19 protein-coding genes and 1 tRNA gene are annotated in these 22022 nt (G+C 39.9%); 15 read left to right on the top strand and 5 right to left on the bottom strand.

The features are described 5' to 3' along the window. Positions 1-15: 15 nt before the first annotated feature. On the bottom strand, positions 16-2772 hold the full coding sequence (locus ACE1ET_RS19880) for a glycosyl hydrolase (protein ID WP_375730177.1): 2757 nt from the start codon (positions 2770-2772) through the stop codon (positions 16-18). A gap of 232 nt (positions 2773-3004) precedes the next feature. On the opposite strand from ACE1ET_RS19880, the gene ACE1ET_RS19875 reads away from it, so the two are divergent. The 6 genes from ACE1ET_RS19875 to ACE1ET_RS19850 all read left to right on the top strand — a co-directional run bounded on the left by ACE1ET_RS19875 (position 3005) and on the right by ACE1ET_RS19850 (position 8812). Continuing rightward, positions 3005-4123, top strand: a complete 1119-nt coding sequence (locus ACE1ET_RS19875; RefSeq protein WP_375730176.1) for an ABC transporter substrate-binding protein — start codon at positions 3005-3007, stop codon at positions 4121-4123. After that, entirely contained in the window at positions 4120-5154 is a 1035-nt protein-coding gene (locus ACE1ET_RS19870) for an iron chelate uptake ABC transporter family permease subunit (RefSeq protein WP_375730175.1), read from the top strand. Before ACE1ET_RS19875 ends, ACE1ET_RS19870 begins: the two co-directional genes overlap by 4 nt. Next, positions 5154-6164: an ABC transporter ATP-binding protein gene (locus tag ACE1ET_RS19865; RefSeq protein WP_375730174.1), complete on the top strand. Its 1011-nt coding sequence runs from the start codon at positions 5154-5156 to the stop codon at positions 6162-6164. Before ACE1ET_RS19870 ends, ACE1ET_RS19865 begins: the two co-directional genes overlap by 1 nt. A 28-nt stretch (positions 6165-6192) precedes the next feature. Then, positions 6193-6840: a protein-L-isoaspartate(D-aspartate) O-methyltransferase gene (locus tag ACE1ET_RS19860; RefSeq protein ID WP_375730173.1), complete on the top strand. Its 648-nt coding sequence runs from the start codon at positions 6193-6195 to the stop codon at positions 6838-6840. Positions 6841-7039: 199 nt separating this feature from the next. After that, complete coding sequence (locus tag ACE1ET_RS19855; protein WP_375730172.1) at positions 7040-7681, top strand: MBL fold metallo-hydrolase; 642 nt, start codon at positions 7040-7042, stop codon at positions 7679-7681. A gap of 495 nt (positions 7682-8176) precedes the next feature. Further along, entirely contained in the window at positions 8177-8812 is a 636-nt protein-coding gene (locus tag ACE1ET_RS19850) for a hypothetical protein (protein ID WP_375730171.1), read from the top strand. A gap of 262 nt (positions 8813-9074) precedes the next feature. On the opposite strand, the gene metK is transcribed toward ACE1ET_RS19850, so the two are convergent. Continuing rightward, the gene (gene metK / locus ACE1ET_RS19845) at positions 9075-10358 is read right to left on the bottom strand and encodes a methionine adenosyltransferase (protein ID WP_375730170.1); all 1284 of its coding nucleotides are present in this window, start codon (positions 10356-10358) and stop codon (positions 9075-9077) included. 307 nt (positions 10359-10665) lie between these two features. Here metK and ACE1ET_RS19840 point away from each other — a divergent pair, with 307 nt between their 5' ends. Together ACE1ET_RS19840 and ACE1ET_RS19835 are read left to right on the top strand one after the other, a co-directional pair. Then, positions 10666-11532 carry a M23 family metallopeptidase gene (locus tag ACE1ET_RS19840; protein ID WP_375730169.1) on the top strand — a complete coding sequence of 289 codons (867 nt, stop codon included), beginning with the start codon at positions 10666-10668 and terminating at the stop codon, positions 11530-11532. Positions 11533-11535: 3 nt separating this feature from the next. Then, positions 11536-12696, top strand: a complete 1161-nt coding sequence (locus tag ACE1ET_RS19835; protein WP_375730168.1) for a 1-deoxy-D-xylulose-5-phosphate reductoisomerase — start codon at positions 11536-11538, stop codon at positions 12694-12696. A 102-nt stretch (positions 12697-12798) separates the two neighbouring features. Here ACE1ET_RS19835 and ACE1ET_RS19830 read toward each other — a convergent pair whose 3' ends face one another. Further along, on the bottom strand, positions 12799-13278 hold the full coding sequence (locus ACE1ET_RS19830) for a cytidine deaminase (protein WP_375730167.1): 480 nt from the start codon (positions 13276-13278) through the stop codon (positions 12799-12801). Between the two features lie 97 nt (positions 13279-13375). On the opposite strand from ACE1ET_RS19830, the gene ACE1ET_RS19825 reads away from it, so the two are divergent. Further along, complete coding sequence (locus tag ACE1ET_RS19825; RefSeq protein WP_375730166.1) at positions 13376-14086, top strand: class I SAM-dependent methyltransferase; 711 nt, start codon at positions 13376-13378, stop codon at positions 14084-14086. A gap of 1 nt (position 14087) precedes the next feature. Here ACE1ET_RS19825 and meaB read toward each other — a convergent pair whose 3' ends face one another. Then, entirely contained in the window at positions 14088-15215 is a 1128-nt protein-coding gene (gene meaB / locus ACE1ET_RS19820; RefSeq protein ID WP_375730165.1) for a methylmalonyl Co-A mutase-associated GTPase MeaB, read from the bottom strand. Positions 15216-15370: 155 nt separating this feature from the next. Between meaB and ACE1ET_RS19815 the strand changes: the two genes are divergently transcribed. Then, positions 15371-15454: transfer RNA gene (locus ACE1ET_RS19815), tRNA-Leu, on the top strand. Positions 15455-16039: 585 nt separating this feature from the next. On the opposite strand, the gene ACE1ET_RS19810 is transcribed toward ACE1ET_RS19815, so the two are convergent. Then, positions 16040-17308, bottom strand: coding sequence for a type IX secretion system plug protein (locus ACE1ET_RS19810; RefSeq protein WP_375730164.1), 1269 nt, complete (start codon positions 17306-17308; stop codon positions 16040-16042). 155 nt (positions 17309-17463) lie between these two features. Here ACE1ET_RS19810 and ACE1ET_RS19805 point away from each other — a divergent pair, with 155 nt between their 5' ends. The 5 genes from ACE1ET_RS19805 to nqrE are packed head-to-tail and all read left to right on the top strand — an operon-like array spanning position 17464 to position 22005. Next, the gene (locus ACE1ET_RS19805; RefSeq protein ID WP_375730163.1) at positions 17464-18804 is read left to right on the top strand and encodes a Na(+)-translocating NADH-quinone reductase subunit A; all 1341 of its coding nucleotides are present in this window, start codon (positions 17464-17466) and stop codon (positions 18802-18804) included. 29 nt (positions 18805-18833) lie between these two features. Next, entirely contained in the window at positions 18834-20027 is a 1194-nt protein-coding gene (locus ACE1ET_RS19800; RefSeq protein ID WP_375730162.1) for an NADH:ubiquinone reductase (Na(+)-transporting) subunit B, read from the top strand. 12 nt (positions 20028-20039) lie between these two features. After that, positions 20040-20726 carry an NADH:ubiquinone reductase (Na(+)-transporting) subunit C gene (gene nqrC, locus ACE1ET_RS19795; protein WP_375730161.1) on the top strand — a complete coding sequence of 229 codons (687 nt, stop codon included), beginning with the start codon at positions 20040-20042 and terminating at the stop codon, positions 20724-20726. A gap of 11 nt (positions 20727-20737) precedes the next feature. After that, entirely contained in the window at positions 20738-21370 is a 633-nt protein-coding gene (locus ACE1ET_RS19790) for an NADH:ubiquinone reductase (Na(+)-transporting) subunit D (RefSeq protein ID WP_375730160.1), read from the top strand. A gap of 17 nt (positions 21371-21387) precedes the next feature. After that, complete coding sequence (gene nqrE / locus ACE1ET_RS19785) at positions 21388-22005, top strand: NADH:ubiquinone reductase (Na(+)-transporting) subunit E (protein ID WP_375730159.1); 618 nt, start codon at positions 21388-21390, stop codon at positions 22003-22005. The last annotated feature ends 17 nt before the right edge of the window (positions 22006-22022 follow it).

The raw sequence follows: 22022 nt of genomic DNA, 5'->3' as shown, positions 1-22022 counted from the left end.
ACCGATGAATTATGGTTACATCTTCATAAATTTCCCTGTTGCCTTACCATTAACAAAAACAAGATAAATGCCGGAATTTAAAGATTCAATATTCAGTTGATTATGTATATTTTCCTCGAGAACCTTTGATCCGGTAAGGTCAAAGATTTCAACCTTTGCAGGGGAGCTCATCTTAAAGTAAAGGACTTCTCTGGCCGGATTCGGATAGAATGCAACTGGTTGTGATGATAGCTTCTGAACCGGTTGAAACTGCCCTGCTGCCATATCAATAATCATGTAGCCCAGTTCATCCTGTGCCACTGTTTTTGCACCGGTTGACATTTCAGCCTGTTTGAATACGCGTTTATTCAGGTTAACATCAAAGTAGCGGAGCGATGTTGTCACATTATCATTGGCTGTCTGTAATTCTGCGAACAAAGCCGGATCGGTATAGGAATCGTCTACATTGATCTGTACCTGCTTTAGAAGGTCACCAACCATAGAAGTAGTTTTCCCAACAGCAATCTTTTTCCGGTCCAGAACACCGGTACCTTCAGTTGCAGCAAAATATGTGATTGTTTCAGATGAAACAGAAGCTGTTTGCGCTGCTTCTTTCTGAATACATACCTGGAATCCTGTAGTGGTCACATCTTTAATCCTCACCTTTGTAGGGAAAGATGTAACATCGGTAAGCTGTGTGACAAATACAATGGGTTTGGTATCAAACGGAACGGTAAAATTCACCTGCTTCCATGATCCATTTACAGATGAAACCTTTTTTACTTCTGCTGTAATACCTTCCATATCGTAGTTTCCGTCCGGTAAAGCGAGGAAAGATATGGATTCCGGCTTGTTTTGAATATCCAGATTATCGCCAGCCTGAAATGCCCAGGTTTCGACACGCATATCTACTTTACTGTCATCCAGTTTGCTGATTCTTTTTGTGAGCTGTGGTTTGCTGTTTCTATATGAAATTGGTCCCAGAATAATAGACGGATCATTTGTAAACGATTGTGGAAATACACAGGCCTGATCATCAAAATTTGAAACCATAAATTTAGCAATCTGGATGGAATCCTGTCCGGAAGTCACAGATACGGATTTAACAGGGGAATAAACAGTGGTACCACCAGCAATAACACACTTGATCCGGAACTGGACTGTTCCCTGAACACCCTCCTGGTAAGGATCCTGATAAACGGTAACTCCCGGATTTGTGGTACTGAATACTTCCACAAATTCACCATCGTTTATGCGTCTTTCCACTGTAACTATATTGGTAAGTTCCTTGTTCGGATCTTCCCACTGAATTAAATTCTTTTTCAGCGAAGGAATGGATGTTAAAAGCTTGATGTATGGTTTCTGTGTATTCCAGTGAGGAATAACTTCATTTTTATGGGTGAATGCAATTTCTGAAGGATTATCGTAGTAATATTGTCCAGCCAGTGTCAGTCCGCCGTTTAAAACCATAGCACGGCAGTCCTGTACCCAGTCGTAGATAAAGTAGCGTTCCACAAAACTTGCAGTATCCAGAACCTGCAGTATAGCTTTCATGTCATTCAGCTGTTTGTTTGCATTTGCCGTATTATATTCCCTGTTTCCTGCCGGCCAGCTTTCCGTGGTCCAGTTGGCACCGTTATTCCATTCTGTGATCCATAACGGGCGACCGGTTCTGTCGTGAATATATTTCAGGCTGTTATACCAGTCTTGTGCCGATTTCACCCAATAACAGTGAAGGGCAACAAAATCTACCCTGTAATTTAGTTCATCGCACTTTGCGATAAAATCAAACAGGTTTCCCCCTCCAGGTGCTGAGTTCCATTCTGAGGACCAGGCAGGAGACCCAATTCTTAATCCCGATTTCATGAAATTGGGCCATTGAGAAATCATATCATCCATTGATATATTGGACTGATCCGGTCTGTCCGGTTCATTGAACCCAAGCAGATGACTTATGTTTTGTTTGTTATTAATGGCATCCCATGATGGCCATCCTCCATTCTGGCGTATCGCAGCATATTCATAGTTATAAGAAGAATTACCACCTATATTCCAGTCGTAATATGCTGTAGAATTAATGTCTTCAGGATTCCAGCCTGCTTTACCTTTTTTAGTTACCCATTGGTGTTTGAACACACGGATAAAGGAAACCTTGCCGGATAACAATGCAGGCATATTAATTTCCAGATCGCTGTTATCAGCAATAAAAACGCGGCTGTATCCCGAACCATCGTTATTGTTGGCAAATGTTGCCATATAGCCTCTTTTAAGTTTAAAAGACATAATGGCATTATCGAATGCCCCCAGGTTTGTATAGTAAGTGTGCACTGCATACGAACTCTGATTGCCTCCGAATTCTGTTTCTGTATAAACAGTCAGAGGTTTAAAATCTGATCCGTGAGGCATGATTACGGTGCCCAGTTTATAAATAGCCACACGTCCGTTTGTGCCATCAGTTAGAGTGTTACCGTTAATTTTTATGGAGGTTCTGTATTTGGCTACCACTTCCGTAGGACGCATATTGTCAAAAAATAACCAGGCGTCTACATTGGTAAGATCAACAGTACTGTTGGTTAAGGCATTCTTAGAATTTGTTATATGATATTCTACAGCCTCGCTCAATACAATATCCTGTTCCAGAAGAGAATCAACGGTCTGTACGTCAACAGCATGTGCACTTGTCATTCCGAAAATCATCAGGATTGCCGATATCAAAGAAGCTCTTCTAAAGAACTGATTTTTTCTGAGCGACTTAAAATAAAAAGTAGTTTTAAAAGTGTTTAAATTATTCATGTTGCGGATTTAAAATTCTGATGCAAAAATATTTATTAATTCTGTATGGCCCCCAAACCGATGTGCAAGATACTGCAACAAATTTCATACCAGGGGTTATAAAATCAAAATAGAGTGTAAATTTTTCGACAGCCATCTTTGGCACATAAATTACGCTATACAAAATGACAGGAATTGCATTTGTTGCATTTTAAGTTTTACTTTTGCACAGGTAATAAAAGATCACTTATCAATGAAGTTTCTATATCTGGCAGGTCTAATAGCTGTTTTAATTGGCTGTAAATATAACAGGCAGCAGGAAAATAGTTTGGCCAGTGTCCTGACAAATGAATATGCTAACGGATTCAGTATTGAAAATAACGATGAAGCTTACATTATTACCGTCATGCATCCCAATGATCACAGTGTACCATTTCAGAAGTTTGCCTTATATAGAAAAGAACCTTTAAAAACCAGAAATGATATTGAATTTCAACTAAAAATTCCACTAAAAGATGTGGCTGCACTTTCTGTTACACATATCGGTTTTATAAATGCTTTAAATGCCATTAAAAGTGTAAAAGGTGTTACAGATCCTTTTAGAGTATATAATTCTGAAGTTAAGTATGGCATTGAAAAAGGAGAGGTGCAGAATCTGGGTGAAAGCATGGTGCCGGATACTGAAAAGATTCTGGCAATGCATCCCGATGCTGTGTTTATGTCCGGGTTTCCCAACGCAAAAGAAAATAACCGGATATTGAAAGAAGCCGGAGTACCGGTTATTTACACTGTGGCCTGGACTGAAAAAACACCATTGGCTCGAGCCGAATGGATTAAGTTTTTTGGATTATTGTATGATAAAGAAGCATATGCAGATTCTGTTTTTTCTGCTGTGGTACAACATTATAAAACATTGGTGAATTATGCGGATTCTCTTGATACAAAACCTGATGTATTTTGCGGAAACAGTTTCAAGGGAGTCTGGTATCTGCCAGGTGGTAAAAGCTATGTGTCGGGACTGATTAAGGATGCTGGTGGAAATTATATTTTTAACACAGATACCACATCCGGAAGCATGGCCGTAAGTTTTGAGGTGGTTTATTCCGAAGCAAAAAACGCAGACTACTGGCTGAATGTACAGGAAAAAACCATATCAGAGATGTTATCTCACGATAAGCGTTACGGTTCATTTAGACCGGTTGAAATTGGTAATGTGTATAATCGGCAGGGACGTGGCGTTTTAAATCGGGGAAACGATTATTTTGAAACAGGAACCTGGCGACCGGATTTAGTTTTAAGCGATTTAATTCATATTTTACATCCCGAAACAGGACGAGATTCCTTAATCTTTTACAAACGGCTGGATAAATGAAACAAACTTCCCGGTTTACATTCCGATTGGTAATTGTAGCGCTGCTGACCGTGGTGTTCTTTATTGCCAATTTATTGATGGGAAGTGTATCTATTCCTCTTATGGATGCCATTAAAATCTTGTTCGGATCGGGTATGGATTCAACTTATACATACATTATTCTGGATTTCAGATTGCCTAAGGCTTTGGTGGCCATTTATGTAGGAGCAGGACTCTCAGTGTCGGGATTAATGATGCAAACGTTGTTTCGAAATCCGCTGGCAGGACCATTTGTATTAGGTATCAGTTCTGGTGCGAGCCTTGGAGTTGCTTTGTATACCATGGCAGCTGGTTTGGCGTTTGGAACGGCGACTGTTTTAACGACCGGAGCACTGGGAATTGTTTTTTCAGCTATAATTGGAGCTGCGCTTGTTATGGCACTGACACTCCTGGTTTCGTTACGCGTAAACGATACGGTTTCTTTGCTTATTGTTGGTATCATGTTTGGCAGCATCACAGGGGCAATAGTCACAGTTTTACAATATTTCAGTGATCCGAATACAGTACACAATTTTTTGGTATGGACATTCGGAAGCTTGTCGGGAATCACATGGAGTGAAGTGCGGATAATAACGGTCTGCTTTGCCATTGGAATTGTACTTGCATTTGCTCTGGTCAAGAATCTGAATGCCATGTTGTTGGGTGAAAATTATGCCCGTAGCATAGGTGTAAATAATAAACAATTACGCATTATAATTATATTGATCACAAGTTTGATTGCCGGCACTTTAACGGCTTTTGTGGGACCCATTGGTTTTATTGGAGTCGCTGTTCCGCATATGGCACGTTTCGGACTCAACAGTTCGGATCACAAAAAACTGATGCCATTAACTGCTTTGTATGGAGCATCTTTAATGCTTTTGTTTGATATTATATCACAGCTGCCGGGATTACATAATACTATGCCTATTAATGCGGTAACCGCCTTGTTTGGGGCGCCGGTAGTGATCTGGGTCATCTTCAGAAGTAAATCAAAAAAGAGCGCATTCTGATGGTGGAATTTAAAAACATACCGTTCGATACCATTCTTCAGACGACGAATCTGAGTATCGGTTACAAAAGCCGGAGGAAAGTTCATAAGATCGTAATGTCGGATCTGAACCTGAGTATTTTCAGAGGAGAAATGATTTGCCTGATCGGACCGAATGGTGTTGGAAAATCGACACTGATCCGGACTATTTCGGGCATGCAGCCTGCCATTGAAGGTGAAACCTACATCGAAAATATTCCGCTTAATGATGAAAATCTGAAACAGTTGTCGCGTATGATCAGCGTAGTGCTGACGGACCGGATCAATCCCGGACATTTTACCGTGTTTGATATGGTTGCCATGGGACGACATCCGCACACCAACTGGTTTGGTAGTCTGGGGCCTGAAGATATGGAAGCGATAGAAACCTCTCTGAAGCAGGTTGGTATGTTGAGCTTTTCGGATCAACCCTTCGAAAACCTGAGTGACGGCGAGCGGCAACGGGTTATGATCGCCAGGGCTCTTTCGCAGGACTGTCCGTTGATTTTACTGGATGAACCAACCGCACACCTTGATTTACCCAACAGGGTGGAAATTATGAAACTGTTGCGTTCTTTAGCCAGAAGGACCAATAAATCCATTCTGATATCTACGCACGAACTGGATCTGGCGCTACAGACGGCAGACCGCGTATGGCTGATGACGGAAGAGCGCGGTGTAATTACCGGAACACCGGAAGACCTTGTGTTAAGTGGTGAGTTCGAACATGCATTTCATAACCAGTCCTTTGATTTTGAGATCAACTCGGGAACATTTAAGGTGGTGTATGAGCAGAATAAATTTGTAAAACTAAAGGGTGATAATGTGCGTGTATTCTGGACGCGCAGGGCTTTGGAGCGACATGGATACCGGATTTCTGATGAGGCACCGTTTGAGGTCATCGTTAACGAGAAAGACTGGCTGGTAGAACGCGGAACGGAAAAAGTAGTATGCAATACGATTTGGGAGGTTTTGAATTCGCTGATTGCCTGATCTTACATTTGTGCTATCTTTGTTGTATATGCAGAATCCAAACGATGAAATAAGGTTTACCGGACAGCGGGAACGGTTGGTGCGTGAACTGGAGCGGAAAGGAATAACGGATGTTTCTGTTTTAAATGCCATAAATAAAGTTCCCCGGCATAAATTTTTCAGACCTGATTTACTCTCATTTGCTTATTACGATAATGCCTATCCGATTGGAGCGGGACAAACCATATCTCAGCCTTATACTGTAGCTTATCAGACTGCTTTACTCAAAGTGGACAGAGGTTTAAAGGTGCTGGAAATAGGAACCGGTTCCGGATATCAGGCGGCAGTATTATGTGAAATGGGCGCTACCATATACAGCATTGAACGTCAGAAAAGTCTCTACTCGGTTACACCTGTTCTGCTGAAAAGACTGGGATACTATCCCAAGCTGGTTTATGGTGACGGGTTTGAAGGGATTCCGGAAGAGGCACCGTTTGACCGGATATTGATAACGGCAGCAGCACCTGAGGTTCCTCAGAAATTGCTGAAGCAACTGACTGTGGGTGGACTGATGGTTGTGCCTGTTGGTGGTGAACCGCAGATAATGATGCGGATTGCACGGATCAGCGAAACAGATTTTGAGATGGAGAAGTTCGGTGCCTTTACATTCGTGCCGATGCTGAAAGGAGTTGAATAAGACACAAGAACCAAGAATCAAGATATAAGACAGATTAAATAACTAAAGAATAGATAAATGAAGAATGGTTTTACATCGTACAGCGATAATCTGCTTTTCAATCTGCGCTCCCGATAGTTATCGGGATTGTGAGAAATTGTATAAAACTTACAAAGTCTTGATTCTTGGTTCTTGATTCTTGCTTCTAAATAAAACTAATATGCTAACAATTAAAACATTCATATTTAATCCGTTTCAGGAAAACACGTACGTGGTATCGGATGAAAGCGGAGCCTGTGTTATAATTGATCCGGGATGTTCGTCGGATCGTGAAAACAGTGACATTAGTGCATACATTGAAGAAAACAAACTTAAGCCTGAAAAGGTATGGTGTACACATTTGCATGTGGATCACGTACTTGGGAATGCCTTTTTTTACGAAAAATATGGTTTAAAGCCTGAAGCCCATTTTAATGAACAGGACCTTTACAATATGGTTCAGGGGCAGGCGCAGATGTTTGGTTTGGTGATGAATGCAGAGCCTCCATCCATCGGAAACTATCTGAATGAAGGTGATTTGATAAGGTTTGGAAACACGACGTTTAAAGTATTGCTGGTGCCGGGACATTCGCCCGGAGGGCTTTGTTTTTATTCAGAAAATGATAAGGTGGTATTTGCCGGCGATTGCCTGTTTAGTGGCAGCATTGGACGAACAGATCTCTGGGGAGGTGATCATGATCAGTTGATTAGCAGAATTAAGTCCGAGCTACTGACTTTACCCGATGAAACCGTTGTATATTCCGGTCACGGTCCGAAGACCACGATAGGAGAGGAGGAACAAGATAATCCGTTTATAAATTAGTGGAAGTGCAACTTTAAGTCGCACCCACTTCTGACCTGCTATTTTACAGAGGTATTGCTTTGGGCAAAATAATATTTTTAAAGGTATATTATACCCAGAAAATTAATATTCAGACTTTTCCAGAATATATTTGGCTATTTCAGGTTGTAATTGCTTAAACAAAGCTAATAAAATGGAATAAGTTGGTTTATAGACATATTATTTATCGTCATTACTCCTCTGTAAGATCCTTAATATCAGACAATAGAACCATAATTAACTAAAACATGCCTCTTGACAGTAAGTCAAATTTTTTGTAATTTGCACAGAACAACCCTAAATTATAAACTAAATTTTAAATTTTATTTCTAAAGGAGTACTGATTATTATTTTGTAATTAGTGAAGCATAGTATCTTTTTACACGGGGCAAAAACACCCCGCCTCGTTACTGAAGCAGGGTGAAAACTAAGTTTTTAATCTGTGAAACCAGCACGTTTCACATAAATCCAAATGTAATGAAAAATACTAAGAAAAAAATCATTTCGTGTTTATTAGCAAGTATCATTTTGTTTGTTTCCTGCAGCCAATATGATAGTCCGACAAAGGATTCCTGCAATATTGATGCAGCACAATTGGAGAATATGCATCAGTCTGTTAAAATTAATTTAATTAATGCGAAGTTAGAAGATCCCCAAGTTATTCTAAAGTCTGCTAACGGAAGGGATAGCGAAACAGAATATAGGGAGAATATACAATTTGTAAATGAGAATGGTTTAGAAGCGTTGTTTGAAAAAAACAAGATTGATATAGAAGTGCTTTCAGAGGTTATGTTTTTTAATGAACATCAAAATAGTGAGACTCTTTATCAGGATTTAATTGAAAATTTTAATATTGATAACGAAGATGAAGCACTTATGCTGTTTACTGTTTTAGAAATTTACAATATTTTATTAGAACAAACTTCAATTTCATTAAAATCTTCTGGAGCCGAAGCAGCCAGAAGTATTACATTAGGCTGTGCATTAGCATTGGCTGGCACAATTGGAGCAACTGTTGGATTCATATGGATTACAGGTGGAGCTGCTTTAATTTATGCGCTTACAATGAAAGGTCTTGCTACAGCAGCTTTGATAGAAGCATGTAGTAAATAATAATTACTAAAATTACTAATATGTACACGCCTTATAAATTCCTGATCATTTTTTTTATAATCTTTGAATTAATAGCAATAGTCCTTTTCGTTAAAGAAGAAATTAGCTTACGACTATTTTTGATGTTTACAGGATTATCTGTTGGTATGATTGCATTGCAAAAGTACAATGAAATCCAAAGGAATAAAAAGAATAATACAAAATAGCTAAAACAGACTTGAGGAATTGATCCGATGACGTTGAGTCATCGGATCAATAGTTTTTATAACTTAAATGCCTCTTTTATGGCATCCACATAGTCTAGTTTTTCCCAGGTAAACAGTTCCACTTCTGTTTCCAGTTCTCCGGAATAAGGTGAGCTGAATTTTTTACGAACCACTTCCGGTTGACGTCCCATGTGCCCGTAAGCTGCTGTTTCCAGATAAATCGGATTGCGCAGTTTAAGCCTCGTTTCAATGCCGTTTGGCGTCAGATCGAAAATCTCAGACACTTTATTGGCAATGGCAGCATCACCTAAATCAATGTTGGATGAACCATAGGTGTCTACAAAAACACTGATCGGCTCTGCTACACCGATGGCATACGACAACTGAACCAAAATCTCATCTGCTACACCTGCTGCTACAATATTTTTAGCAATATGGCGCGCTGCATAAGCTGCAGAACGGTCCACTTTTGATGGATCCTTACCGGAAAAAGCACCACCACCGTGAGCACCTTTACCGCCGTAGGTATCCACAATAATTTTACGTCCCGTTAAACCGGTATCGCCGTGAGGTCCTCCAATTACGAATTTTCCGGTTGGGTTCACATGGTAGATAATTGCTTCATCGAACAGTGCCTTAACACGTTCAGGGAGGTGTGATTTCACTCTTGGGATCAAAATATTGATCACGTCGCTTTTAATTTTAGCCACCATGTCTTCGTCAGCCTTCAGCTGTTTATCAGGCGATGAGGGTGTAATAAACTCGTCGTGCTGTGTTGATACCACAATGGTATGAATACGTTCAGGAGCGCCATTGTCATCATACTGAATGGTAACCTGCGATTTGGAATCCGGACGAAGATAAGTCATCTCTTTTCCTTCGCGGCGGATATCAGCCAGTTCTTTGAGCAACAAATGTGATAATTCCAACGATATTGGCATGTAATTATCTGTCTCCCTGCTGGCGTATCCAAACATCATTCCCTGGTCACCTGCACCCTGTGTTTTGGGGTCTTCGCGGTCAACACCTCTGTTTATATCAGCAGATTGTTCATGGATGGCATTCAGAACACCACAGGAGTCTCCTTCAAAACGGTATTCCCCTTTGGTATAGCCAATTTTATTAATCACCTTTCGTGCAATCTCCTGAACATCCACGTAGGTCTGAGATTTTACCTCACCGGCCAGAACAACCTGTCCGGTAGTTACCAATGTTTCGCAAGCAACTTTCGACCTCTTGTCGAAAGCCAGAAATTCGTCGAGCAGAGCATCTGAAATCTGATCGGCAACCTTATCAGGATGGCCTTCAGATACGGACTCTGATGTAAATAAATATCCCATGATTTAAGATTTAAACTTTAAATATTTGTGGATGATTTGTCAGGCAAGGCTTATAAATGCAGATTCTTTTTAGCATTTTTTTATGTGGTTGCAAGCAGCCAAATCTTTCCACGATTACGGCTGCAAATATATATATTTTTCAGACTCATCTGTAATTTTTAACCATTTTAAATAGTTTTAATGCACAATATCAGGCTGGAATTTATACGCTGAAGGAATGATTTATATTGGGAGGATTCATAATTTATGTTAGCCGATAGCATCAGAACATGAAATTCCGTTATTTTTGTGAAGATTATCCGGTTTTATGGCTAAAAAAAGGAAAAGAAAAAGTTTACGTCAAAAGTACCGTATTTCCATCATCAACGAGGAAACATATGATGAGGTACAGTGGTGGAGGTTATCTCCGTTCAATATTCTCATTTTTATGTTTATTGTGTTTACAATTGTTGGAGGTGGTACCGCTGCAATTATCGTGTTCACGCCGTTGAAACAATATATTCCGGGTTTTCCTACCGCTGAAATGCAGGAAAACATAGTAAGAAGTACTATTCTGGCTGATTCACTGGAAAACAAGATGAACCAGTATGGAAGATATCTGAACAGCATTGGTGTTATTCTTGAAGGTGATTTGCCGGAGGAAATGTTTGCCGATACAGGTTCTTCTGAAACTCATCCAACATTTATGGAACGTATGGATCTTGAACCAAGTCTGGCAGATTCGCTTTTTAGATCAGATATTGAACAACGTGAGAAATATAACCTTCAGGTGTTTAATACGGATGAAGAGGAAACTAACGATGATGAGTTGATGCTTTATAAGCCGGTGGATGGTGTGATAACCAACTCGTTTGATCCGGAAGAGGAACACTGGGGCGTTGATCTTGCTGCAGCACCGAACGAAAAGGTAATGGCGGTGGCAGACGGAACAGTAATTTTTGCAGAATGGTCGCTGGTAACGGGTTATGTTATTCAGGTTCAACATGCCAATAATTTGATAAGTGTGTATAAACATAACAGTACCTTGTTGAAGGATGAAGGGAATAAAGTAAAAGCAGGAGAGGCCATAGCGATCATCGGTAATTCGGGAGAACTGACAACAGGCCCGCATCTGCACCTTGAACTATGGAAAGATGGTAAAGCCATTGATCCGGAGAAACACATTGTATTTTAATCCATGGAAAAGACCAGAAAAAAACTAGCTATATTAGGTTCGACGGGTTCAATCGGAACACAAACTCTGGATGTGATTCGTGGACACAGTGATAGATTCGAGGCTTACGTTCTTACGGCAGGTAACAATGCTGATTTGTTGATAAAACAGGCACTGGAATTTAAACCTGAAGTAGTCGTTATCGGAAATAAGGATAAATACCCGACTGTTTCGGAAGCACTGTCAGGTTTACCCATAAAAGTTTTTGCTGGAGAGGAGGCTATTGCCCAGGTGGTTGAATTTGGTGTTGTTGACATGGTGGTGACGGCTATGGTGGGATATGCAGGTTTAAAACCAACCATTAATGCCATTAAAGCTGGTAAAAATATAGCCCTGGCCAACAAAGAAACACTGGTGGTGGCTGGTGAGCTCATCATGGGAATGGCTGCAGAAAACAAGATTGCCATTTTGCCGGTCGATTCCGAACATTCGGCTTTATATCAGTGTATGGCAGGTGAGTGGCAAAATCCGGTTGAAAAAATTATTTTAACGGCTTCCGGTGGACCATTCCGAACCCGCAATTATGACTACCTGCAGAATGTAACCAGCAAAGAAGCTTTGAAACATCCTAACTGGGATATGGGTGCCAAAATAACCATTGATTCTGCAACAATGATGAATAAAGGGTTTGAAGTGATTGAAGCCAAGTGGCTTTTCGGTCTTAAACATAACCAGATTGAAGTCATCGTGCATCCGCAGTCCATTATTCATTCATTGGTGGAGTTTACTGATGGATCCCTGAAAGCACAAATGGGGCTGCCCGATATGAAACTGCCCATTCAGTATGCATTATCGTATCCGAAAAGATTAAGGTCAACTTTTCCTCGTTTTAACTTTTTAGCTTATCCTGAACTGACATTTGAACAGCCTGACCCTGAAAAATTCCGCTGCCTTGAACTGGCATATCAGGCCATGTATTGCGGTGGCAACATTCCCTGTATTATGAACGCAGCAAATGAGGTGGTTGTGAAAGCCTTTTTACAGGACAAAATCGGATTTCTTGAAATTGCAGAAATCATAGAAAAGACTATGGAGAAAACAGCCCACGTTAAAAAACCAACCTACGAGGATTACGTGGCTACCGATGCTGAAGCCCGGAAAATTGCCGCGTCGATGATTAAGTAAGATATAAGAATAAAGACACAAGAACCAAGACGCAAGAGGCGAGACATAAGAATCAAGATACAAGACTACGATTCACGGTTTTACGATTAACGATTTCACGTCTCAAAAACTCGAGCTGTCGAACCTCAAAGGCAGTAAATCATTGGAATTTTCTATGGCAACAATTTTTTCACTGCCGTAAAGTATTACTTTCATTGGTGAACCAAACCTGGTGTTGGATTCTGTAATAACCTGGCGGCAACTGCCGCATGGAGAAACAGGCTGATCCAGGAAAGTGCCATCTTTTTGAGCGCAAACTGCCAGACATAACGCTTTGCTTTTTGGATATTTGGAATGTGCCGCAAACAGTGCCACACGTTCTGCACACAGGCCGGATGGATAAGCGGCATTTTCCTGGTTGCTTCCGGTCACTATTTCGCCATTATCAAGCAAAACAGCTGCTCCAACATGAAATCCCGAATATGGAGCCCATGCAGTGTCGGCAGCTTTTTTACAGGCTTCGATGGTTTCTTTCTCCAATGCTGAGAATTCATCACTGTTTTCGAATTCCAGTGTGGTTAGTGTGATCTGTTTTGTTTTCATCGCAGTTTTCTAAACGTTTCAAAATTAGCGATAATGTTCTGTTGCATCAACATTATATAAGGTGTTTGTGCTATTTTTGTGCAATTAATCCTATTTTATGTTACAAAGTGATCCTATTGGTCTGGCCGTTTCTGACTATTATAAAACCGGTAAAGCAAAAAAGCTCATTGTGCATTCATCACAATTTGATGACGATGAAATCCCGGTAAACTATCTTTTCAGAAAGTATAGTAACCTTCCGGAAATTGAGAAATCCGCCATTGACAACTGTAAAGGGAAAGTGCTGGATATAGGGGCGTGTGCGGGTGCCCATGCCTTAATACTTCAGGAAAAAGGTATGGATGTGACAGCCCTGGAAATATCTGACCTGTGTTGCGACGTTATGAAGAAGCGTGGTGTAAAAAATGTGATTCAGGGTGATTTTTTACGGACTGAAACAGAGAAGTATGATACTGTACTGGTACTTATGAACGGAACCGGACTGGCAGGAACTATCCGTAATCTGGGATCATTTCTAAAGAGGTTGGGTTCATTTTTAAACAGCGGAGGTCAGATTCTTATCGACAGCAGCGATTTAAAATATTTGTACGAGGAAGAAGACGGATCGTTCCTCATAGACCTGAATGGAGATTATTATGGGGAAATGGATTTTCAGATGGAGTACAACGGAATTAAAGGGGACGCGTTCCCCTGGTTGTATGTTGATCCGGATACATTTGCTCTCATTGCAGAACAGGCAGGTTTCAGCTTTAGGGTCCTTAAAGAAGGCAGCCATTACGATTATCTGGCGCAGCTTATTAAAAAATAATCTATTTCTTAAGATTCTTAAAGTAGAGATCCAGCAATTCTCTTGCTGCGATGAATGAACTTTTTTCCTCGTTCAATACCTGTTGTTCCAGTGTTGGGATGCTGGCTTTTATATCCGGTTCATTGTAGAAATTTTGTTTGAGCTGTTCATTGATACTCTCATACATCCAGTATTTGGCCTGACGTTTCCGGCGGTCGTAAAAGTAATTGTTAGTTTTAGTATGACTCAGGTATTCCAGCAACATATTCCAGATGTCGCTGATGCCGGTATGATGTAAGGCAGAACAGGTCATGACCCGGGGTGACCAACCTGATTCTGATGGTGGAAAAAGATGCAGTGCATTGCTGTACTCCCGTTTTGCCATGTCCGCTTTTTTTATATTGTCACCATCTGCTTTGTTAATGGTAATCGCATCAGCCATTTCCATGATCCCTCTTTTAATGCCCTGTAATTCGTCACCGGCACCGGCAATCATCAGTAAAAGAAAAAAATCAACCATGGAATGTACCGCCGTTTCTGATTGCCCTACACCAACTGTTTCCACAAATATGGTATCAAAACCCGCAGCCTCGCATAAAATAATACTTTCACGCGTTTTTCGTGCCACACCTCCTAAGGTTCCCGCAGACGGACTTGGACGGATATATGCTTTCGGTTCAAATGACAGCTGTTCCATCCGGGTTTTATCACCTAAAATGCTGCCTTTTGTTTTTTCGCTCGATGGATCGATTGCCAGCACGGCCAGTTTGCCTCCATTTTTTATAATATGCATGCCCAGGGACTCAATGAATGTGCTTTTTCCAGCTCCCGGAACACCGGTAATGCCAAGGCGGATAGAGTGTCCGGTATGCGGCAGACATTTTTCAATTACTTCCTGAGCCAGTTGATAATGTTCCTGCTTATTGCTTTCCACCATGGTAACGGCCTGACTAAGAATGGTGATATTACTTTTAAGAATACCGTCTACAAATTCATCTACCGACAAAACAGCTTTCTTCTTTTTTCTGAATTTCTTCAGGTTAGGATTAACGGCAGGAGGTTGGTCTATGCCTGAATTAACGGTTAATCCTTTATATGATTCGTCGTTTTCGGGGTGGTTAATATGATGATGTGTATCCTTTTCTGACATAAAATTTAAATTTCAGGCAAAGTTACTGAAATCAAAGGCCGGTGCCCATGAATACGAAAAAATATTGTTAGTTGGTTTTCCACAAGATGTTGGTTTTGCATAATTCAATTTTTTATTACATTTGCATCCGCAAAACGGTTTACCGTTGCCAAAACGCCCGGATGGCGGAATAGGTAGACGCGCTGGTCTCAAAAACCAGTGGTAGCAATACCGTACCGGTTCGATTCCGGTTCCGGGTACAGAAAAGCGAAAAACAGAAAGTTGTTTTTCGCTTTTTTTATGTTGTGGTGTAGCGAACAAATTGTCTTTAAATGAAAAATAACTAACAATAACCTGTCAAAAAGTGCGGTCTTGATTCGTTTCTAACTTTGTCTGAAGATATAAACTCCGGCCTGATTTACATAATCATCCTTTCTCCAGGTTATAAATCCTGATAGAAGCATCAGGATTACATTCGCCATGTTTACTGATCTGGGGCTATAATTGTTTAACCCTTCCAGAGTCATTATTAATATATAAAAACTGTGCGCTGGCCGCTGTAAAGGGTGAGGACTGGCGCGTTGGAAGACAACAGATTGATGCTTTCGGGTAAGTTATTGCGGTTCTTTACAGCAAGCATTTTTTCGATAGTTTTAGATGCGTCAAAAAGTATCAACTGGGTGAATCCTGAGCTTGCCGAAGGAGAGGGTGTTAAACCCCTTAAAATAGTTTGTAACAGCTTTTGCCTTTAAACTGTTGAAGTATTGTTGCCTAGTTTATTTAATCAGGGGGGATTGTTGTGGTCGTGAAATGATTGTGATTCGTGGTTTACATCTTGTATTATTTTATTTCGCATTTGCAGTAACCAAAGTATAGCCGACCAGTCTGTCGTATCGGTCGCTAAACGACCTGTAGTAAGCATAGATGCGGTAATTATTTTCGGTTTCAAAGAAATTATTTTCATACGGGGAATAACTTGCAACTTTTTCTCCGGTTGGTAAAAACAGGTACTGGTAATCGTACCTTCCTTGTTTAAGAAGGATATTTGTATAATATGCTTTTTCATCAAAATCGTATTTCATCTGATACGGATCGTTAAATTCTCCGTAAGTAAAATCACCATTTAAAAAGATCTTCCCATTAAAATAAGGTTCATCACGGCGAATGGTAAAATGTACAATAACATAATCAGATTCCAGTGCGAGATTGTCCTGATCAGCTTCCTGCTTGCGGATAAAAAATTTCCCATCTACATCGTGCCTGTAACTGTAGCTGATCTTGCTCTGAGGTTCATCAGGAACAAGAACCATGTGATAGTAGGGTGCAAAATACTGAATGCTTTCAATTCCGTGTGTGTTATATCTTGTTGATGTAGCTTCGAAATATCTGAATTCATTTCCTCCTTTAAAGGTAAGATCTGTGTTGTGTTCATAAACCAGTTGGCCGGATCTTATAAATGTTGGCTGAATACCAGATTTAATATTGTCTCTTCTGTCATTTTGTTGAATAAAAACTTTTAAATCTGTTGCCGGATCCTGGATGTGAAGATCAGGATGATTAATAACAAAGTTGATCTGTTGATTTTCCTTTCTGATATCAGTTTCTGTTACAAAAGCTACTTCAGGTGCAATGGTGACAACATTTTCATATACATAAAAACATGCTGTTAGCAGTGGTTCTTTACTGTTATCATTTGTTATTGTAACCACATAATTTCCGGAAACTTTAAATGATGTATAATCATTTGGAAGTGAGAGAGAATAATGTACATAAGGAACATTTGTGTTTATAGAGTATTCATAATTATCAATAAAAGATGTTTTAAACCCTCTCAGAAATTCGGTATCAGTTAAATCGGAAGGCAGCCAGTTGCTGTTGCAATGTATGATATTGTATTTGAGACTTTGTTCACTATCGGCAAGTTCATCAAAACTTATGACTATTTGATCATCGCTATTCAGACCAATGGCCGGATAGGACATTATATCGTCGGAATTGTATACCTGTAAAGTCTTAAAATCAGAGGCCATAATATGAGTAAAATAGGGCTCAATTCCGTATGAATTAAATAGAGTTATTATAAATAAAAATAATAATGTATTGATCTTTAGCATAATAGGCTAATTTTAAACAATTTACAAATATAGATGTTTAAATTGAAGAAAAAAATCTTTATAAAGATGTTAAACAATAACGATTGAGCGATAAAATTTAATACTTTTGCACAAAATTTTTAGGAAAAATTATATTTCTTCTTATTATGGCGGAAATGATTAAAATCAGGAAGGGATTGGATATTAAGCTTGAAGGTAAAGCCGAAGAGCAGATTTTATCAACCCCGAAAGCAGAGTTATTTGCTTTAAAACCGACAGACTTCCATGGATTAACGCCAAAACTTCTTTTAAAACCCGGTGAGAAGGTCAAAGTTGGAACCCCGGTGTTTTATGATAAGTACAACCCCAATATTTTATTTGTTTCACCCGTAAGTGGTGAAGTGGTTGATGTTGTCAGGGGAGAACGCAGACGCATCCTTGAAGTCGTTGTTAAAAGCGATGGTAAAATGACTGCAGAGGATTTGGGAAAATCTGATGTGTCAAAAATGAAAAGGGAAGAAGTTGTTGAGAAGATTCAACAAGCAGGCATGTGGCCTTTTATCAAACAAAGACCATATGATGTTATTGCCAAAGCAGATAAGGAACCCAAGGCTGTATTTATTTCGGGTCTTGACACAGCTCCTTTAGCTCCAAATTATAATTTTATCCTTCAGGATAAAGGAAAAGAGTTGCAGGAAGGCATTAACATCCTGAAAAAACTCACGAAAGGCAAAATACATTTATCTGTTGATGGAAATTCTTCAGCTAAGGTTTTTAAAGCTTTGAAAGGTGTTGATTTGCATGAAGTGTCTGGCCCACATCCGGCAGGAAACGTGGGTATTCAAATTCATCATATAGATGCGATTAATAAGGATGAAGTTGTCTGGGTAATTAACCCTCAGGATGTTGCTGCATTAGGAAGCTTATTCCTGAACGGGAAATATGATCCTTTACGGACAATTGCTGTAACGGGTTCTGAACTTAAGAAAACCGGGTACTACAATATAGTGATCGGTATGTCTGTAACTCCTTTTGTGGCAGACAATCTTAAGTCAACTAATCCCCGTGTAATCAGTGGAAATGTTTTAACGGGAACCAAGATAAGTAAAGACGGCTATCTCGGATCTTATCATCATCAGATTACTGTAATTCCGGAAGGCGATCATTTTGAATTCATGGGATGGGCTAATCCCGGATTTAATAAATTCAGTATTCATGGCAACGTGTTCTCATCATTTTTGGGTAAAAAACTTTGGCGTTTAGATGCTAATCTTAACGGAGGACACCGCGCTCTGGTAATGTCAGGTGAGTATGACAAGGTACTTCCAATGGATGTTTTACCTGAGTTTTTATTAAAAGCTGTTATTGTTAAGGATATAGATAAAATGGAACAGCTTGGGATTTACGAAATTGCACCTGAGGATATGGCACTTTGTGAAGTTGTTTGTACATCAAAAACAGAAGTACAAAAGATAATTCGTGAAGGTTTGGATCTGATGATACAGGAATTAGGATAAGAAGAAATAAAATATAAAATTTTAGAGCCTTGAAAGCATTAAGAAAAATTTTAGATAACATTAAACCTCAATTCGAAAAAGGTGGAAAACTTGAGAAGTTCCACTCCGTATTCGATGGTTTTGAAACTTTTCTCTTTGTACCGGACAAGACTTCTAAAAGCGGGGTTCATATTCATGATTATAATGATATGAAGCGTACCATGATTACAGTAGTCGTGGCATTGATACCTGCTCTGCTTTTTGGAATGTATAATGTTGGTTATCAGCATTTTCACGCGTTAGGAGAGACGGCTGCATTTTGGGATACATTTTTCTATGGTTTAATTAGAGTACTCCCGCTTGTCATTGTATCTTATGGCGTAGGTTTAGGGATTGAATTTACTTTTGCCCAGATAAAGGGACACGAAATACAGGAAGGATTCCTTGTTACAGGTATGCTTATTCCCCTGATTGTACCGATTGATGTACCGCTTTGGATGGTTGCAGTGGCAACTGCATTTGCTGTAATCTTTGCAAAAGAAGCTTTTGGTGGAACCGGCATGAACGTTTTTAATGTGGCACTGATCACGCGTGCGTTCCTGTTCTTTGCATATCCTGCTTTTATGTCTGGTGATAATGTTTGGATCAGAGGAATTACCAAAGGTGCACCGTTGCCAGATGGTTTCAGTGGTGCTACTGCTTTGAGCCAGGCTGCCCTGGCACATTCAGGTGAAGCTGCAAAGATTGTGGATGGATTTGGACATCCGGTATCTCTTTGGGATATGTTTGCAGGTTTTATTCCCGGATCAATCGGGGAAACTTCAACCATTGCGATCCTGATTGGAGCAGCAATATTAATTTTTACGGGTGTTGGCAGCTGGAAAATTATGGTAAGTACGTTTGCCGGAGGTTATCTTATGGCACTGTTACTTAATTTGGCAACCAGTGATAATGCATTTATGCTGATGCCGCCACATTATCAGTTGGTATTGGGTGGATTTGCATTCGGTGCAGTTTTCATGGCAACAGACCCGGTAACAGGCTCAAGAACAGAAACAGGAAAATGGATATATGGATTCTTGATTGGCGCTTTGGCCATTCTGATCAGAATTGTTAACCCGGCATATCCCGAAGGGGTGATGCTGGCGATCCTGCTCATGAATATATTTGCGCCACTCATCGATCATGTTGTGGTCCATCAGAATATTAAACGACGTTTGAAACGTGCTAAAGCAAACGCTTAAAAGACAGATGTCATGAACAGAGAAGGAAATGCTTATACATTTATTTATGCTACAATAATGGTTGTTGTTGTGGCTGCAATTCTTGCTTTTGCCTCATTGAGTTTAAAACCAAGGCAGAATAAGAATGTAGAGATTGCAAAAAAATCAGACATCTTAAAGTCGGTAAACATTATTAGTACAGCAGATGATGCCGAAGCAAAGTATAGTAAATATATTACAAGTACTTATATTCTTAATTCGGCGGGAGAAAAAGTACAGGGAGATGCGTTCTCTGTAGATATGACCAAACAGGTTGCATTGAAAGCATCAGAAAGAAAACTACCGGTCTATCAATGTACACTTGATAATGGCGAAACAAAATATATTCTTCCTTTAAGGGGGAAAGGACTTTGGGGACCGATTTGGGGATATGTTTCACTGAACAGTGATAAAAAGACCATTTACGGTGCAACATTTGACCATAAGGGAGAGACACCGGGGCTAGGAGCAGAAATTGCAAAACCGCATTTTCAGGCGGAGTTTGCAGGAAAGAGCATCCTTGAAAACGGTAAGGTTACATTTTATGTATTAAAGGGTGGCGCATCCAAAGGTAATATCCATGCTGTTGATGGAATCTCGGGAGGTACTATTACAAGTAAAGGAGTTCAGGCGATGATGAACGACTGTTTGTCAGCCTACGATAAGTTTTTAAATGAATAAAATTTGACATTATGGGCTTATTTTCAGCAAAAGAAAAAAAGATATTATTTAATCCCTTAAGCAGCGATAACCCTATCGTTGTACAGGTATTGGGTATTTGTTCGGCACTGGCTATCACAGTGAAGCTGGAGCCTGCTATTGTAATGGCAGTATCTGTTACTGTAGTAACAGCTTTTTCCAATGTGATTATTTCACTAATGCGAAATACTATTCCGACCAGGATTCGTATTATTGTTCAGCTGGTAGTTGTAGCTGCTCTGGTTATTCTGGTAGACCAGCTATTGAAGGCCTTTGCATATGACGTGAGTAAACAGCTTTCGGTTTTTGTTGGATTGATAATTACCAACTGTATCATTATGGGACGTCTTGAAGCTTTTGCGCTTGGCAACAAGCCGTGGTTGTCGCTTCTTGATGGTATAGGAAACGGAATGGGATACGGTTTGATTCTGGTTCTTGTTGCATTTTTCAGGGAATTATTCGGGTCAGGACAGTTGTTTGGTTTTCAGGTAATTCCACAATCACTGTATGAACACGGTTATAGCAATAATGGACTGTTTATCTTACCTCCTATGGCATTGTTCCTGGTGGGATTAATAATCTGGGTTCACAGAAGTAGGAAAAAAGATTTGCAGGAAACACATTAATCTGAAGGAGAATAGTTATGGAAAAGTTATTAAACATATTTGTCGAATCGGTTTTCATAAACAACATGATATTCGCATACTTTCTTGGTATGTGTTCATATCTGGCTGTTTCAAAAAGTGTTAAAACTGCAAACGGTTTAGGGCTCGCTGTAATATTTGTAATGGCTATTACTGTCCCTGTAAACTATTTGCTTGAAAACTATGTATTAAAAGAAGGTGCTTTGTCATGGCTGGGTGATTCATTTGCAGGTTTGGATCTGAGCTTCCTTAGCTTTATCATGTTCATAGCTGTAATTGCTTCAATGGTTCAGCTGGTGGAAATGGTGGTTGAGAAATTTGCTCCGTCACTGTATTCATCGCTTGGTATCTTTTTACCATTAATTGCTGTAAACTGTGCCATACTTGGTGGGTCTCTTTTTATGCAGGAGAGAAATTACAGTAATATAGCCGAAGCGACTACATTCGGTGTAGGTAGCGGTGTTGGATGGTGGCTGGCTATAGTAGGTATTGCGGCAATTAGGGAGAAAATCAGGTATTCTGATATTCCTGCTCCTCTCAAGGGACTAGGTATAACGTTTATCGTTACCGGTTTGATGGGTATGGCATTCATGGGATTCATGGGTATTAAACTTTAATAATAGCGATAAAAATT

It is taken from the genome of Quyinboa mangrovi, assembly GCF_042219825.1.
In the GTDB taxonomy this organism is placed as follows: Bacteria; Bacteroidota; Bacteroidia; order Bacteroidales; family UBA5342; genus JBHJHP01.
This window is presented reverse-complemented; position numbering and strand designations above follow the sequence as displayed.